This is a genomic window from Candidatus Methylomirabilis sp. (assembly GCA_036000645.1).
Taxonomy (GTDB): domain Bacteria; phylum Methylomirabilota; class Methylomirabilia; order Methylomirabilales; family JACPAU01; genus JACPAU01.
The window spans coordinates 1-15,969 of sequence record DASYVA010000004.1 but is presented as its reverse complement, the minus strand read 5'-3'; the positions used below and the strand labels follow the sequence as shown (position 1 = coordinate 15,969).

Annotated in this window: 14 protein-coding genes; 7 read left to right on the top strand and 7 right to left on the bottom strand. The window is 69.7% G+C overall.

The window, feature by feature from the left end; genetic code table 11:
• Both VGT06_00135 and VGT06_00130 read left to right on the top strand, forming a co-directional pair.
• Positions 1 to 420: proteasome accessory factor PafA2 family protein (locus tag VGT06_00135; protein HEV8661541.1), on the top strand; the 420-nt coding region annotated here is incomplete at its 5' end.
• Between the two features lie 161 nt (positions 421 to 581).
• The gene (locus tag VGT06_00130; protein ID HEV8661540.1) at positions 582 to 2,108 is read left to right on the top strand and encodes a leucyl aminopeptidase; all 1,527 of its coding nucleotides are present in this window, start codon (positions 582 to 584) and stop codon (positions 2,106 to 2,108) included.
• 212 nt (positions 2,109 to 2,320) lie between these two features.
• Here the strand turns inward: VGT06_00130 and VGT06_00125 are convergent, their stop codons facing one another.
• The 3 genes from VGT06_00125 to VGT06_00115 form a co-directional block, all read right to left on the bottom strand.
• Positions 2,321 to 2,560 carry an Lrp/AsnC ligand binding domain-containing protein gene (locus tag VGT06_00125; protein HEV8661539.1) on the bottom strand — a complete coding sequence of 80 codons (240 nt, stop codon included), beginning with the start codon at positions 2,558 to 2,560 and terminating at the stop codon, positions 2,321 to 2,323.
• Positions 2,561 to 2,575: 15 nt separating this feature from the next.
• On the bottom strand, positions 2,576 to 3,097 hold the full coding sequence (gene rpiB, locus VGT06_00120) for a ribose 5-phosphate isomerase B (protein HEV8661538.1): 522 nt from the start codon (positions 3,095 to 3,097) through the stop codon (positions 2,576 to 2,578).
• A gap of 85 nt (positions 3,098 to 3,182) precedes the next feature.
• Entirely contained in the window at positions 3,183 to 3,953 is a 771-nt protein-coding gene (locus tag VGT06_00115; GenBank protein ID HEV8661537.1) for an SDR family NAD(P)-dependent oxidoreductase, read from the bottom strand.
• 66 nt (positions 3,954 to 4,019) lie between these two features.
• Between VGT06_00115 and VGT06_00110 the strand changes: the two genes are divergently transcribed.
• The 4 genes from VGT06_00110 to VGT06_00095 all read left to right on the top strand — a co-directional run bounded on the left by VGT06_00110 (position 4,020) and on the right by VGT06_00095 (position 6,737).
• On the top strand, positions 4,020 to 4,538 hold the full coding sequence (locus VGT06_00110; protein HEV8661536.1) for a sigma factor-like helix-turn-helix DNA-binding protein: 519 nt from the start codon (positions 4,020 to 4,022) through the stop codon (positions 4,536 to 4,538).
• Positions 4,535 to 5,347 carry a zf-HC2 domain-containing protein gene (locus VGT06_00105; protein ID HEV8661535.1) on the top strand — a complete coding sequence of 271 codons (813 nt, stop codon included), beginning with the start codon at positions 4,535 to 4,537 and terminating at the stop codon, positions 5,345 to 5,347. The genes VGT06_00110 and VGT06_00105 overlap by 4 nt, the downstream gene beginning before the upstream one ends.
• Positions 5,348 to 5,870: 523 nt before the next feature.
• Entirely contained in the window at positions 5,871 to 6,188 is a 318-nt protein-coding gene (locus VGT06_00100) for a hypothetical protein (GenBank protein ID HEV8661534.1), read from the top strand.
• A 108-nt stretch (positions 6,189 to 6,296) separates the two neighbouring features.
• Positions 6,297 to 6,737 carry a DUF2231 domain-containing protein gene (locus VGT06_00095; protein HEV8661533.1) on the top strand — a complete coding sequence of 147 codons (441 nt, stop codon included), beginning with the start codon at positions 6,297 to 6,299 and terminating at the stop codon, positions 6,735 to 6,737.
• 227 nt (positions 6,738 to 6,964) lie between these two features.
• Here VGT06_00095 and VGT06_00090 read toward each other — a convergent pair whose 3' ends face one another.
• From VGT06_00090 to VGT06_00080, 3 genes are all read right to left on the bottom strand, one after another.
• Entirely contained in the window at positions 6,965 to 7,471 is a 507-nt protein-coding gene (locus VGT06_00090; GenBank protein ID HEV8661532.1) for a CHRD domain-containing protein, read from the bottom strand.
• Between the two features lie 40 nt (positions 7,472 to 7,511).
• Positions 7,512 to 9,728: a kelch motif-containing protein gene (locus VGT06_00085; protein HEV8661531.1), complete on the bottom strand. Its 2,217-nt coding sequence runs from the start codon at positions 9,726 to 9,728 to the stop codon at positions 7,512 to 7,514.
• A 498-nt stretch (positions 9,729 to 10,226) separates the two neighbouring features.
• Entirely contained in the window at positions 10,227 to 11,975 is a 1,749-nt protein-coding gene (locus tag VGT06_00080) for a tetratricopeptide repeat protein (GenBank protein ID HEV8661530.1), read from the bottom strand.
• 304 nt (positions 11,976 to 12,279) lie between these two features.
• Between VGT06_00080 and VGT06_00075 the strand changes: the two genes are divergently transcribed.
• Positions 12,280 to 13,032 carry a molybdenum cofactor biosynthesis protein MoaE gene (locus VGT06_00075; GenBank protein HEV8661529.1) on the top strand — a complete coding sequence of 251 codons (753 nt, stop codon included), beginning with the start codon at positions 12,280 to 12,282 and terminating at the stop codon, positions 13,030 to 13,032.
• Between the two features lie 145 nt (positions 13,033 to 13,177).
• Here VGT06_00075 and VGT06_00070 read toward each other — a convergent pair whose 3' ends face one another.
• A complete protein-coding gene (locus VGT06_00070; GenBank protein ID HEV8661528.1) occupies positions 13,178 to 15,916 on the bottom strand; it encodes a UPF0182 family protein in 2,739 nt (912 codons plus the stop codon).
• Positions 15,917 to 15,969 lie beyond the last annotated feature (53 nt).

Sequence of the window (15,969 nt, the reverse complement as noted above, 5' to 3'; positions counted from 1 at the left end):
CTGCAGGAGGAACCCCGGAGCCTCAGCCGGGAGCTGGACTGGGTCATCAAGCTCGACCTCGTCCACAACTACATGCAGCGGAAGAAGGTCGGCTTCGAGGACCAGCGCATCTCCATGCTGGACCTCCAGTACCATGACATCAAGCGGAGCCGGGGGCTCTACTACATCCTGACCCGGGAAGAGCTGGTGGAGCGGATGGCCACCGAGGCGGACATCGACCGGGCGGTGGTGGAGCCGCCCCAGAGCACCCGCGCCCGGATCCGGAGCGACTTCATCAAGTACGCGATGGAGCGGAACAAGTCCTACGACGTGGGCTGGTCCTATCTGAAGCTGAACGACCGGTACCAGCGCACGATCCTGTGCAAGGATCCGTTCCAGTCCAAGGACCCGCGGGTCGAAGAGATGATCTCCTCCTCGTAATACAAGCGACAGAATGGCAGTGACAGGGTCCGGGTCCTGTCGCCGGCGCCACCCGGACCCTGGGTCACACAACGTGTGTCGTTTGGATTAGGTAGGGTGCGCGCGTAGCCCCCGTTTGTTCTCTCCCTACCCGCTCGGTGCGTTCCCCACGGAGGATTCCGATGGCAGCACAGCGACCGGCGGAGCCGGCCCGGACGGCCGTCCGGGTCGAGGACGTGACGGCCTACCGGGGCGATGCCCTGGTGGTCAACCTCTTCGAGGGGGTGAGCGAGCCCACGGGGGCCACGGGCGCCGTGGATACGGCGCTGGGGGGGGCCATCCGCACCCTCATCCGCCAGAAGGAGATCACCGGGAAGGCGGGGGAGCTGACCGCGGTCCACCCCTTCGACCGGCTGCCGGTGGCCCGGGTGCTGGTGGTGGGCCTGGGGAAGCAGGAGCAGTTGGACCTGGAGCGGGTCCGGGCCCTCACGGGGGAGGCCCTGCGCCTCTTGCGGCGGACCGGGGCGCGGCGCGTCGGGACCATCCTGCACGGCGCCGGGGGCGGCGGCCTCGATCCGCCGGCCGCGGCGCAGGCCGTGATCGAGGGGGCCATCCTGGGCTGCTACCGCTTCGACCGGTACAAGAAGGCGGAGAAGGATCGGAAAGTTCTGGAGGAGCTGACGATCCTGACCCGCGAGGGGGCGGGGCGGCGGGCGCTGGAGGAGGCGCTCCGGCGGGGGCGGATCGTGGCCGAGGCCGTCACCCTGGCCCGCGACCTGGTGAACGCGCCTCCCAACGACCTGACGCCGGCCGCCCTCGCCGCCGCCGCGAGCGCCGCGGCTCGGAGCGCGGGCTTCTCCTGCCGCGTCCTGGAGCGGGGACAGATGCGGCGACTGGGGATGGGGGCGCTCCTGGGCGTCGCGCAGGGGAGCGCGAACCCGCCCCGCCTCATCGTCCTCCGCCACCGGGGCAGCCGGCAGGCCAAGCCGGCGGTCGCCTTCGTGGGGAAGGGGGTCACCTTCGACACCGGGGGCATCTCGATCAAGCCGGCCGAGAACATGGAGAGCATGAAGGGGGACATGTCGGGGGCGGCCGCGGTCATCGGGGCGTTCGCGGCCCTGGCGCGCCTCCGGGCGAAGGTCCACGTCCTGGGGGTCATCCCCGCCGTGGAGAACATGCCCAGCGGAACCGCGACCCGGCCGGGGGACATCCTGCGGGCGATGAGCGGGAAGACGATCGAGGTCATCAACACGGACGCGGAGGGTCGCCTCATCCTGGCCGACGCCCTCACCTACGCGCGACGGGAGGGCGCGGCGCGCCTGGTGGACATTGCCACCCTGACGGGAGCCTGCGTCGTGGCGCTGGGAACGATCCGGAGCGGGGCGTTTGCCAACGACGAGGCGTGGCTGGCCGCCGTCCGCGAGGCGAGCGACGCGGCGGGCGAGAAGGTCTGGCCGCTCCCCATGGACGAGGAGTACGACGAGCTGATCAAGAGCGACGTGGCCGAGATCAAGAACACCGGGGGGCGGAAGGGCGGCGCCATCACCGCCGCGAAGTTCCTGGCGCACTTCGTCGACCAGACCCCCTGGGTCCACCTGGACATCGCCGGCACCTTCGAGACCGACAAGGAGAAGGGCTACCGGGTCAAGGGCGGCACCGGCGTCGCCGTCCGCACCCTCGTCGAGCTCGGCCTCCGTCTCGCGGGCTAATGCACACGACCGAATCAACGTGACACGGTCCGGGTCCTGGCGCCGGCGCCGCCCGGCGCCACCCGCGGCTCGACTGCCATCCTCGATGCAAATCATTGGAGCAGCAGGAGCGGGCGCGATCCAACGCCACGGACATTCCGCGGACTGCTCCGCTGAAAAGACAGCGCGCCGCAGGCTCCCCGCCTGCGGCGCGCTGGTTCGAGACGCGGGGCCTACCGAACCTCGACGGCCACGCAGGTGAGGGTCTTGGTGATACCGTTGATCGTCCGGATTTTGGAGAGGACGACCTTTCCCAGCGCGTCGATGCTCGCGGCCTCCACGTGGGCGATGATGTCGTAGGGGCCGGTGACGGCGTGGGCCATCTTCACGCCCGGGATCTTCTGGATGGCCTTCAGTGCGCTCCGGGCCTTATCGGATGCTGCCTCGATGAGCACGTACGCGATCGTCGGCATCCTCTTCCCCTCCTGTCACGCCTCCCGCCCCTCACTACCGGCCGGTCCCGACCCGCCGGGCGCCGACCGCTTCCTCGCCGTCCCTCCGCCGACGCGCCCCTCGAGCGCCGAAATCTTGGCCGTCCGCCGGGCGTGCCGACCCCCCTCGAAGTGGCTCTCCAACCAGGCTCTCACGATCTCGCGGGCCAGGCCGGACCCCACCACCCGGCCCCCCATGGTGAGGACGTTGGCGTCGTTGTGGGCCCGGGCCATGCGGGCCGAGAACGGGTCGGAGCAGCAGGCGGCCCGGACCCCCGGGATCTTGTTGGCTGTGATGGCCATCCCGATCCCCGTCCCGCAGACGAGGAGGCCCCACGGGACCTCCCCCGAGGCGACCGCGCCCGCCACGGCCGCGGCAAAGTCGGGGTAGTCCACCGACTCGAGCGAGTCGGTTCCCAGGTCCCGGATCTCGTAGCCCTGCTCCTTCAGGTAGGCCTTCAGATCTTCCTTGAGGGCAAAGCCGGCGTGATCGGCCCCCACGGCCACCACCTTCTCCACCGGAACCTCCCGGGGCCGCGACCCCACGACAGCGCTCGCCAGCGTATCGGAAAGGCCATTCCGAGGCAAGGGGAAAACCGGCGGCCTAGGACGCCGTCCAGCCCCCATCCACGGTCAGGACGGTCCCGGTGATGTAGGCGGCGGCATCCGAGACGAGGAAGAGCGCGGCGGCCGCCACCTCCTCGGGGGTGCCGAACCTCCCGAGGGGGACCCGCGCCAGCAACTTTTCCCGCAACGCCGGGTGCTCCCGGAGGCCCGCGGTCAGGTCGGTCTCGATGAAGCCCGGGGCCAGCGCGTTCACGGTCACCCCGTGCTGCGCCCACTCCAGGGCCAGCGTGCGCGTCAGTTGCAGCAGCCCCCCCTTCGTGGCATTATAGGCGGCCAGCCGGGGGAGGCCCACCAGCCCGCCGATGGACGCCATGACCAGGACGCGCCCGCCCGGCCGGGCGGTGAGACGGGGGGCGAAGGCGCGGGCGCACAGGAAGGCGCCGGTCAGGTTCGTGTCCAGGACGGCCCGCCAGTCCTCGAGGCGGTGCGCCTCGGCCCGGGCGTAGACCGGGCTCACGCCGGCGTTCAGGACCAGGATATCGAGATGGGGGGCGAAGGCGGCCGCCCCCTCCGCAAGGTGCGCGACGGCGGCCGGATCGCTCACGTCGGCGGGCAGTGCGGCGGCGCGCCGCCCCAGCTCCCGGACGGCCCCGGCCACCGCCTCCGCTCCCTCCGGCTTGCGGCTGTTCACGAGCACATCGGCTCCGTGCCGGGCGAGGGCGAGGGCCACGGCCCGGCCGATCCCCCGGCTCGCGCCGGTCACCAGGGCGACCCTCCCCGTCAGGTCACAGAGCGGAGCACGTGACATGGGTCTCTCCGGCGGGCAGTCAAACAGAATCGCCAGGGGCTGTCAAGGCGCCCCGGGCGCGCGCCGATGAGCCTCCTCGACGACCCGGTCCGCCGCGAGGCCCTCCAGCACCTGGACGGTCTCTACGCGCTGGCCCGCTGGCTCGCCCGCGACGCCCGGGAGGCCGAGGATCTGGTCCAGGAGACCTACCTGCGCGCCCTCCGGTTTGCGCATCAGTTCACGCCCGGAACCAACCTGCGCGCCTGGATGTTCCAGATATTGAGGAATCTCTCCTCGACGGCGCGGAAGCGCCGCGGGCGCGACCAGGCGCTCTTCGGCGGGCTGCCCGGGGGCGTGGAAGGAGGGGCGGGCGCGCCGAACCCGGCCGTCCCTGGCGGAGCGGGGGCGGGCGCGGCGCTCGACCTGGACGCCGCGCTCCACCGGCTGCCCGAGGAGTTCCGGACGGCGGTCCTGCTGGCGGACCTGCTCGGCTGCTCGATGGCGGAGGTCGCCCTGATCCAGGGGTGCCCGGTGGGGACGGTGAAGTCCCGCCTCTCCCGGGCGCGGGGGATGCTGCGAGAGATGCTGAAGGATTACCGGCCATGAGCACGGTGCCGCGCGAGTGCCGGGCCATCCAGGCGCTGGTGCCCGACCTCCTGGGCGGGGAGCTGGAGCCCGACGTCGCGGAGGCGGTCGAGGGGCACGCCGGCGCCTGCGCGATCTGCGGGCCGATCCTCACCGCCGAGCGGCAGGTCCGGGACCTCGTCCGGGAGCACGCATCCCGGCCCGCGGCCCCGGCGCTGCTCCGGGAGCGGGTGGCCACCCTTCTCGGCTCCCGCCCAGGCCTGCGCGGCCGGCTGGCCGACCTCCTCTCGACGCCGGGACGCGCGGCGGCCGCGGCCGCGGTCCTCGTCGCTCTCGTCGTGACGCCGTCCCTCTATTTCCTGCTGGCCGGCCGGGCGGAGCCGATCCAGATGCTCACCCAGGCCTCCGTGACCGAACACGCCCGGGTCGCGCTGAGCCACGGCTGGCGCGCGGAGCGGGCGGACCGCGCGGCGCTCCTCCGGTACGCGCGCGAGAGCCTCGGGCTTCCCCTGGAGCGGCTCTTCGCGGGCGACGCGGAGCTGGAATTGCTGGAGGCCTACCCCGCCGTGGTCCTGGGCGAGAAGGGGGTCGCCATTCTCTACCGGGACCGGACGGGGCGGACGAGCACCCTCCTCGTGCTCCCGGGTCGAGAGCTGACGATTCCGGCGGGCAACCGGATGCGGATCGAGACGTGGCAGCCGTATCTCGCCCACGCGGACCAGCACAGCCTCCTGATCTGGAAGCAGGGGGGCCTGACCTACAGCCTGATCTCCGCACAGGATAAGGCGGGTCTCGCCCAGGTTTTCCTCAAGATCCGCAAGGCCCCCTAGTGCCGGGCCAACTGACGTCGCCTCACGTCGTTCTCGGTCGTCGGCGGTCCTCAACGTACCAGACCGTACGCCTCCGGCCGCCTCCTCCCTCGGGCCTCGTGATGCTCGTCATTTGGCCCGGCACCCCAGCCGTGGCTTGTGCAGGAGGGCCAATTTGCTGAAGGCCCCCTAATGCGACTCAAGCCATCCGGCCCACCGCCGAGAGAGGGTCGTGCCGCGGGTCCTGTCGCCGGCGTGCCCCCTGCGCGTCCGGGCGTCGTCACCCGCTCGGCCCCTTCCGCAATGCGGGGCATTGCGAAAGGAGGCCGAGGGGGTCCCACTCCGCCCGGCCGCTCGGAGGCAGCCGCCGGCGCCACCCGCGGCTCGGCGGCAATCCTCGGTGCACCTCGTTGGCCCGGCACGAGGCGGGAACCGCGGGGGGGAAGCCGGAGTTGTGGAGGGTAGGCGCCGGGAGCGCCCGCCGGATTTTCCCGGCCGGGGCACGGCTCCCGAGCGGAGCGAACGCAGCGAAAGGAGGAGAGGCATGCGGCGGTTGACAGCGGTGGTGGTGGTGGCGCTGGCGGTGCTCCTGGTCGCGGGACCCGCGCTGGCCTTCCAGTGCCCGAAGCTTCAGAAGGAGGCGGCGGAGGCGATCGCGAAGGCCGAGGGGGCCGTGATGAAGATCGCCGACGCCAAGGCCAAGGCGGCGGGCCAGGCGATGGTGAACGTGGCCAAGGAACTGAACAAGGCCTCGGAGGCCAGCCACAAGAAGGCCGTAGACACCAAGGATGCGAACCTGCACTACCGGGCGGAGGCGGAGGCGAAGGCGGCCAAGGCCCTGGCCGGCATGGCCGGGATGTAGGGCGCGGCTCGAGCCGGTAGAGGCCCGGGGGCATTTCCCCCGGGCCTTTTTCGCATCGGCCCCTCCCGACCTTGAGTGCGCCCGGGGGGCGTGATAGGGTCCTCCCTGATGTTCGACGGTCCGGTTCACCCGCCGCTGGTCCACTTCGCCCTGGCCGCAGCCGTGGGAGCGTCCTGCTTCGAAGGGCTGGGCCTCCTCCTCGGGCGCCCCCCCTTCCGCCAGACGGGCGGCCACCTCCTGGCGCTGGTGCCCTTCCTCCTGGCCGCGGCCATCGCGGCCGGCCTCTACGACGCCGACCCGATTCCGCTCACGGGGGAGAGGGGCGCCCTCATCGTCCTCCATCGGAACCTGGGCCTCGGGACGGGGGCCACGTACCTGGTGGCCTGGCTAATCCACTGGGTGGGGCGGCGGCGGTTTGCCGGGCGAGACGTCCCCCGCCCGCTCCTCGTCCTGTACGGCCTGCTCCTCCTCGCCGGCCTGGGTCTGATCCTGGTGACGGGCTACTACGGAGGGGAGCTGGTGTTCACGGAGGGGGTGAACGTGGGATGAGGCTGGGGGGCGGCGGGGGTCTGCCTCATCGGGCGCGTCGTCGCAGGGGGGGGCAACGATCGACGTCCGTCCTGGTCGCCGAATGGCCAGACATCATCTTGTCAGCTATTCGCCCTGAACGAAGAAGCAAACCCTCCTGAGGAGAGGCCGCCGGCTGGGGCGATCGATGTGGTGCGCGTGCCGGGGCGGACCCTTCCGTGCGCGATTCGCTCTGCGCCCGCTTCACCTCAGTTCGACGTGCCTCGGTCTTCGCGCACTTGCCCGCGGATCTCGCCGCCCGGATGCTTGTCGGTGTGCACGTTGACGTAGGTCTTGCCGGCGCGGATGGCGGCGATCAACTCCGCGAGCTCGCCCGCGGCGATGCCCTGGCCCGTCGGGCCGATCACGTCCGCGGCGGTAAAGGTGCCGCTGAAGGTGCCGGAGTCGGGGGTGCACGCCGGCCTGCCGCCGCCGCCGCAAAAGAAGACAGAGACACCGCCGTTGACGTCCGCCTGGCCCAGGTGGATGTGGGCGGCCAGCGTCGTAGCGCCCTCCAGCCCCTCATAGCTCAGCTCAAAGTCGACGGCGTCCTCGCGGATCGTGGCCGTGAATTCCCCGCTGCCCGTGCTGGAGATGGCCGGCACCTCGTTGAACCCGTGCAGCCGCGCCTTGACCGTCTGGTCGGCCCGGGCGGTGACGGCAGTGCCGATCAGCGCCAGGACCGCGAGCATCGTCGTTGCCTTCATGGGCTCCATGTCGACTCCTCCTCTCGTCTGAGGTTGCTTCGCTCGGTCACTACCCGGAGCTGCGACCTTGTGTCTCCGGCTTGAGGCGCACCTGTTTCCCCACGCCGGGGACGCCAGCCTTGTCCACGACGAAGAGCATGTAGATGCCCGGAACGGCCTGCGACGGGAGCCGCGGCGTGTGGACCCTCAGCCCTCCTTTGTGGGGATCGCCATGGAGCTCGAAGCCGAGCTCGACGTAGCGGTCGCCTCCAGTGAAGCTGTGGGTGTTGTGGTCGCTCCGGATGATCACCACCGACGCGATCTCGTCGGACCGTCCCTCGACCTCGAGCTCGAAATGGTCCTTGTACTTGATGTCGTCGGGCCCCTCCTTGATGACGGGACGGTCGGCCAGGCTGCCGTCCGGCTTGAACAGGTAAGGCGGGAAGAATAGTTGCCCGACGGGAACGCCCTGGTCGGGATCCCCGCGCGGCAGCAGGCCGGCGTACGAGCTCATCATCGGGAACGACGGGTCGTCAGGACGTACCAGGGCTTCCCGGTTCTCCCCGGCGAAGAGCACCATCGCGTCGGGCAGCAGCGTGGCCGTGCCGTGAAGGCCTCGTGAGACGGTCGTCTTGGCGAGCCCTCTCGTGCTTCCGTCGGCCGGGTCGAAGAGCTGGAAGCGGAGACCGTTCCTCTCCTCGAAGGTGGCTCCCTGGGCGAACAGACCATGGCCGATGAGCACCTTCCCGTTGGGGAGCACCACAGCTTTGCTCGTAGTGCTCGGGTGGATGAGATCTCCCGCTTTCCTCCACTGTGGCGACCGGTCGGTGAAATCGATCTCTTCGATGGTTGCGGTCAGGCTCCCGGTGGCGCGGTCCCTCCCTGAAATCATGAGCCACTTGTGCGACACCGTGCGCCCGCTCCGGTCGGTCTTCACCAGGCTGGCGGTGGGGCAGCAGTAGTGCCGGTCTACGGCTGCCTCAGCCAGGAGTGTCCAGTGGTTCTCGCCCGGGACGTCGCGGTTGGGATCCTCGAGCGCCCCCAGAACGTCCAGGCACCAGGTCTTCTTGTCGAAGGGGCCGAAGAACCGGTCGCCTCCCGGGGGGACCGGGTTCTGGACCCTCACGCCGCCCATCGTGCAGACCACCCAGTCGTCCTTTCCAGGGCCGGTTTGGACAACCTCCCCCTGGGGATAGAGCGGGAAGGTCATTCGGGCATTTTCGAGCGCGATGGTCCTGTCCTTCTCGGGATCGTAAATCTCCGGAACAACCTGAGTGACCCTTGTGGCCGTGAAAGCGGCATCGGTTTGAGGAATACCTTGCCGGCCCTTCTCCGCCGCCTGCGGGTCCGGCCCCACCGAGGCGTCTTGATCTGTCCCGGCGAGGATTAGCACGCTGCCATTCGGTAGCGGGAAGGCGCTCGGATACCAGCGCGCATACTTCATGTCGGAGGGGTCCGGCGGCTGCGTGCTTTGGATGTCGCGCTGGTCGCACCCCGGGTAGTTGCGAGCCTCCGGGTCGGTCGCGAAGAGCTGGCGGCCGAACGGGTCTTTATCCCAGTTGTCGCGAGTGCACGGCTTGGCGCGCGGCGCCCAGGTCTCGGTCTCCGGGTCGAAGATGTTGACCTTGAACAGCCCGTTCTGGCTTTGCATGTCGTGGCCGCCAAAGACACAGACCCGCCCGTCGGCCAGCGTCACCCGCGCATTGCAGTAGGTGTTGTAGAAGTTCCCCTTCGAGAACCCTACCTCCTTGAACGCCGCCTGGTTCATGGCGAAGTCGGCCTCGTCCAGCAGGGCCGTATGGAACTTGCCGCTGTTCTTCAGCGCATCGGGGTGGCCGAAGTCGAACAGCAGTTGCCTTTCCATCGTGCGATTCGCCCTGATGCGCGTCGGCACGCTCTGGCTCAGGCCCTGCCGCATCAGATACCCGCCGTAGGTGAGCCTCTGAAACGAGTCGTCGGCTGAGCGATCGAGCCCCAGGCCCAGGAACGGATCGAAGCCGTGGAGGACGTCCCTCAGCGAACTGTTGAACTGGTTTCCTGCGGTTGTGAGTGCCCCCCGTTCGATTGCCCTGTCGACCAGCGCCGGATCGGCCATGTCATTGGGGACGTACTCGGGAAACCTCGCGTGAAACAGGATCTTCGGGTTCGGCGAGTCCTTCTTCCACACGAGACCCATGTGAACCGCTTCGGTGCTCTGCATCGGGATCAAGGGCGAGACCTCGCCACAGACGGAGCGATCGGGGCAATCCGGCTGCTGGGCAAGCCCAACTGGGCTGAGCGTCAGCATGGCCAAACCCCCAACCACGGCGGCCCATCTTACCAGACGCGAGCATGTAAAATCTTGCATGATTCACCCTCCCTGCCCTGAGTTCCCTCGGGCCCGTCTCTGCCTTCGGGTACCACCTCTCGGACCGAGGTCCTTCCGTCAAGGGTGCCGTTGCCGCCAAGATCCTGAATCACGTTGGGAGGGACCGCCGCCATCACGGTCCCGGAAAGCCGCGAGGGGCTAGCTTGATCGAGGGTGCCTGAGGCTTGCTCTACTTCAATAAACAGTCGTCCGAGGCCCTGGGTTCCCGGCCACGGGCGATGCAGATCGGCGCGACGCTTGGGGAACGACGAGTCGGGCCAGGGCGGACATCTTGCGGTGGCAGGACGCGCGCCTCCCCGTTCGGGCTGAGAGCCCGCGGGACGCCGTGGAGGCTCGCGACACAGTTCACGGGATCGGGGGAGAGCGGGTGGGCGTGGACCTCCGACGCCTGAGGGGGCGGGCTTCGAGGTGATCGGGCTAGCTGCGGGCGGGAAGGGTCGAGGTCGAGGCCGCCTGGGCGTGCTGGAAGCGCTGCAGGAGATCGCGGGGCTCCTTGTAGTGCGGGTCAATCTCCAGGGCCCGCTTGGCGCAGCGGATCGCGCCGGTGCTGTCCCCCACCTCCCGCAGGCAGACCGCCTTGTTGAACCAGGCCTGCTTCAGGGCCGGATCGTGCTTCAGGGCCTCGTTGAAGCAGTCAATGGCCTCGCCGTACTTCCGCTTGTTGAAGTAGCAGAGCCCCTTGTTGTTCCAGGCCGTCTTCAGCCAGTGGGGGTCCTTGAGCTCCTTGATGGCCCGCTCCAGGTACCCGATGGCATGGTCGTACTCCGCCATGTGCATCGTCGCCGCCCCCAGCTCCAGCGCGGTCTCGACCTCGGGAGGCAGCGGCGTGCCGGGCCCGGCGCGGCTTCCGGCTGGCTTCGGGAGGGTGCGGAGGCTCTCGGCGCCCGCGGCGAAGTACGGCTCCTGCACGGCGGCGGCCTTCACGGTGAGGCGGGTGAGGATGCTCCGGATGCCGCGCGCGGCGAGCACCTGGTCGAGCCCGGGCTCGTCGGTGTCGCGCAGGAATCGCCGGGCGAGCTCGGCGGTCAGGGCGGCGCCGGCGGGAGGGGGCGTCCCGGGGACCGGCTCCTCGAAGAGGGCATAGGCCAGCGCCGCGGGGGAGGCCGAGGCCAGCCGGACCGCCTCGGGCAGGTCCTGCTCGGGCAGGCGCCCGGAGAAGCGCATCTGGAGATGGCCGAGGAGCCCCTCCCGGATCTGCTGGGAGGCGAAGGGAGAGGCGAGGAAGGTGAACCGGTGCGGCCCCGTCAGGAACTGGCGCGCCAGGTCCAGGAAGACCGGGAACTTGGGGACCAGGGCGTACCGGTCCTGCTTCCGGGGGCGGCGGGGGAGCCGGTGGCAGGAGAGGAGGCCCTCCCGGTGCAGGAGCTGGAAGACCATCAGGACCTCCGCGATCTCCTCCCGCAGGGCAGTGGCCACCGCCTCGGCGTCCAAGGGTTGCAGGGAGAGGAGCCGGAGGAGGATGCTCTCGCGGAGGAGGAGGTCGTAGGGCTTCTTATCCCGGAGGGAGGGCTCGAGGCGCCGGGCCTCCTCGGCCGCCCGCCGGGGGAGCGGCTGCCCCTCCGCCGTCAGGAGGAAGAAGAGCGCCGGCCGCCGGTTCACCAGGACGGTCTGCAGCCAGGAAAACTGCCCCTGCGCGTACAGGAGCGCCCGCGGCCCGAGGGGGAGGGTGCAGTGGGCGCGGACGGCGGCATCCAGGTCCAGCGGGTCCCGCACGCACCCGGCGCGGGCGAGCAGGTGCAGGATCCGCTCCGGGCCGTAGAGGCGGAAGTCCCCCTTCGCCGGATCGGTGAGACGGCTCCACCAGGCCAGGGCGGTCCGGTTGAAGCCGCCCGGGGCCAGCGCCCAGGCGGTCAGGCGCTTGACCCGTCGCCGCTCCCGCCGGAACCGCCGGAAGAAGCGCCGGACTTCCTCGGGACCGACCTCGCGGGCGGGGGCGCGGCCCTCCGCCAGGAGGGGAGCGCCCGTGGCCTTCTCCCTGGCGCGAATGTCCAGGAGCGCGCCGGCGGCGCTCACGGTCAGTCGGGTCTTGGTGGGCACGTACCCGGCGGCATCGAGGAGCAGGCGGGCAAACGCGTCAAAGGCAAGGCCCCGCTCCCGGCGGGAGGGGGCCACGATGCGGACAGGTGTCAGCGATTCCGGATCCTGCGACACGCGATTACTATCCACGCTCTCTCTGTCTCCCCCAACGGTGCGGCGGCTGCGAAGGCCGTGGCGGGCGCGCTCCAGAGAAACAGAACCGGGCTGAGCGTCACCCGGTGCGGCTTCGCGGCTCTCGATTTCGGTAAGTCCTTTTCTAACATGGTGATACGGGACCGTCAAGGAGGAAGTGGCCGGGACGCCCGCGGGGCAGGGTGTCACGGGATTCTCATATCGCGATGCGTTATGTTTCATCATGCGAAAATTATCTAACTTATTGCAGCCGTTGACCCTTTGGCCTGGGGAATGGTAGAGTTCGACGGCGGTTTGAGTGGTGTCCTTCGAGTCCTATAACTTATTAATTATACTACTGTATAAGGACTACCCGACTTCTGCACTGAAGACTGAAGGAGGAAGGCCCGTGGAGGTGATGATCCGTTGCTTCGCCGGGGCGCGCGAGGCGGTGGGGCAGGCCTCGTTCCAGGTGGAGGTTCCAGAGGGGGCGACGGCAGGGGACGTGCTGGCCCACCTGGCGGAGGCTCACCCTCGGCTCCAGCCGATCGCCCGACACCTCCTCCTGTCGGTGAACCGAGAATACGCGGACCGGTCGGTCCCCCTGAAGGCCGGGGACGAGGTCGCCCTGATCCCGCCGGTCAGCGGGGGGGTGGAGGGGCAACTCTTCGAGGTCACCGCGGCCCCCCTGTCGGTGGACGCGGTGGCGGCGAGGGTGGCCCGGCGCTCCTCCGGGGCGATTGCCACCTTCACAGGGGTCGTGCGGGAGCGCTCGCGCGGCCGGCAGGTGGACCACCTGGAGTACGAGGCCTACCCCGAGATGGCCCTGGCCAAGATGCGGGAGATCGCCGCGGAGATCCGAGGCAAGTGGGAAGTGGACGGTGTAGCCATGAGCCACCGGGTGGGGCGGCTTGCCGTCGGGGAGGCGAGCGTCGTGATCGCCGTCGCCGCCCCGCACCGCCAGCAGGCCCTCGAGGCCTGCGCCTATGCCATCGAGCGGCTGAAGGTGACCGTCCCGATCTGGAAGAAGGAGGTCTGGGCCGACGGGTCCGAGTGGGTGGGCCTCGGCTCCTGAACTCCCTTAGTCCGGCGCCAACGAATTGCCCCTGGGATTGCGCTGAGCCGCGGGTGACGACGCCCGGACGCGCAGGGGGCACGCCGGCGACAGGACCCGCGGCAGGACCGTCTGTCAGGAATGGGTCGGATTCGTTGCCCCGGTGCTAGCGGCCTGCTTGGTCTCGCAGCGACTTCAGGGTCTGCTCCAGCCCGCGCATCTGCTCGCCGTACGCAGCCCAGTTCCCCTGCCGGAGCATCTCCTGCGCCCGCGCGAACTGCTCCGCCGCCCGGGCCGTCAGCTCCCGGAGGCCGGCCGGCACCCCCGGCGCCCGGTCCATCGGGGGCGCCCCGGGCGCGGACGGCCGCGCCGCCGCGACCGCCGGCCCGCGGCCCGGTCCGCCGAAGAGGCGGGCGAGCGAGCCCTCCAGCGTCTCCTCCATGGCGATCTGGCTCCCGAAGGCCGCGATGACCCGCTTGAGTTCGGGGAGCGAGCCCCGCTCGGAGGCCGCGAGGTACAGCGGCTGCACGTACAGGAGCGAGGTCTCCACCGGGATCGCCAGGAGGGACCCCCGGATCACCTGGGAGCCCTGTTGGTTCCAGAGCGCGAGCTGCTGAGAGATGTAGGCGTCCTGGTTGATCCGGGCATCGATCTGCTTCGGGCCGTACACCAGCTTCTGCTTCGGGAAGGTGTAGACGATGAGCGTCCCGTAGTGGGGGGCGTCGGCGCGCGCCGCCAGCCAGGCCGACATGTTGTCCCGCCGGGCCGGGGTGAAGGGGATGAGGAGGATGTACTCTTCCTTCGGCTCCCCGGGGAGGCGCATGATCGTGTAGTAGGGCTCCATCGGGACCTCCCGCGCCTCCCCCCCCCGGCGCGGGATGTTCCACACGTCCTCCTTGTTGTAGAAGACCTGCGGGTTCTGCATGTGGTAGGTGGCGTACATGCGGGCCTGAATGCCGAAGAGGCCGGTGGGGTACCGCAGGTGGGCGCGCAGCTCCTCCGGCATGGCGCTCAGCGGCTGGAGGAGGCCGGGGAAGGCGGCCCCGTAGGCCTGGATGAGGGGGTCGCCGGGCTCGCTCACATAGAAGTGGACCGTCCCGTGGTACGCGTCCACGGTGACCTTCACCGCATTCCGGATGTAGTTGCCGATGCGAGGGGTCGGCTCCGAGTAGGGGAAGTGGTCGGTGGCCGTATAGGCGTCGATGAGCCAGACGAGGCGGCCGTCCTTGGTCAGGACCAGGTAGGGGTCGGTCTCGAACCGCAGGAACGGGGCGATCTTCCGGACCCGGTCGTCAATCCGCCGGTGCATCAGGATCCGGCTCTCGCGCTGGAGGTTCTCGTTCAGCGGGATCCGGATGGTGCCGAAGCGGGCCGCGAAGAGGGCCCTACGCCAGACGGGGCCGATGGGGATGCCGCCGCTCCCGGCGTAGGTGGTGTAGGCGTTGTCCTCCCCCGCCGGATAATCGACCTCCTTTGCGGTCGTCTTCACGAAAATGTACTCGTTGCTCAGCTCGCCGTAGTAGATTTCGGGCCGGGTCACCTTCAGGGGACCGGTGGAGGCGGGCGGGATGTCCTGGATGTAGAACTCCGGAAGCCCCTCCCGGCTGATCCGGGCGACCGGCCCCATGACGATCCCGTACCCGTGGGTGAAGGCGAAGTGCTCGTTGATCCAGTTCCGGTTCGGGAGATGGTCGTAGGAGAGCTCCCGGGGGGAGAGCATCGTCTGCTGGTAGCGCCCGTCAATGACGTACCGGTCGTTGTCCACGTCCACGAACTTGTAGTAGGTCCGGATCTCCTGGAGCTGGCCGTAGGTGGCCAGGAGCGGCCGGTGGTCCCAGAGGCGAATGTTGTCGATGGTCAGGCGGTTGCGCTGCAGATCCTCCCACCGCAGGGTCTCCTCGGCCGGGAACTCCACCTCGCGGACCTTGTCCAGCCCGTAGGCCAGCCGGGTGAGCCGGATGTTGTGCAGGATGTACGGGGTCTCGACGGCGATCTCGTTCGGGACGACCCGGATCCGCTGCAGGAGGGCCGGGTAGACGCCTTGGCCCACCACGGTCGCGGCCACCAGGGCGATGAGGCCGGTGGCCAGCCACCGGATGCCGGGACGGTAGAGGTGGACGACACACAGGGCCGCGCAGACGAGGCTCAGGACGATCAGGAGCATGAGGGCCGGACGGACCGCGTGGACGTCGGCGTACGATGCGCCGAAGACCACTCCCCGGGGGGAGAAGAGGAGCTCGTACAGGTCGAGTTGGAACCCGGCCGCCTTCACGGTGAGGAGGGCTGCCCCGAGGAGCAGGAGGTGGCCGCGGGCCCACCGGCTCAGCCGGGGGCCGCGGGAGGTGAGCTGGATCCCCCGGAAGAGGAGATAGGTCAGCACGGTGAGGAGCGCGGTAACCCCCAGCAGGACCATCACCCATCCGTAGAGGGTGTTCAGGAAGGGGAGGGTGAAGACATAGAAGCCGACGTCCTTCTCGAAGAGGGGATCGGTGATCCCGAAGGTGGTCCGGTAGCGGAACCGCAGGAAGGTGTCCCATTGGGTGGCGGCCTGGAGCCCGGCGAAGACGCTCAGCACCAGCACGCCGGGGAGGAGGAAGCGGCGGACGAGGGGCTCGACGATGAAGCGGCTGGGGAGCCCGAGATGGTCCTCGAGCTCGATGAGCACGTCGGTGGCGGGGGAGCGGCTGGCCAGGTACAGGTTCCCGTAGAGGGACACGAAGAAAGCGCTCCCCAGGAGGAGTCCCAGGATCGCCTTTGCGGTCAGGAGGCGGACGAAGACCGCCCGGTACCCCACCTCCCCGTACCAGAGCCAGTCGGTGAGCAGCGCGACGATCTGGGCCGAGAGGAGAAAGGCCGTGACGACCAGGAGGACCAGGATCAGCCGGAAGGGGACGCGCAAGGGCATCGGGAAATCCTTTGGTTGTATAGCCGGCGACGGATGTCGAGCCCGCCGGTCAG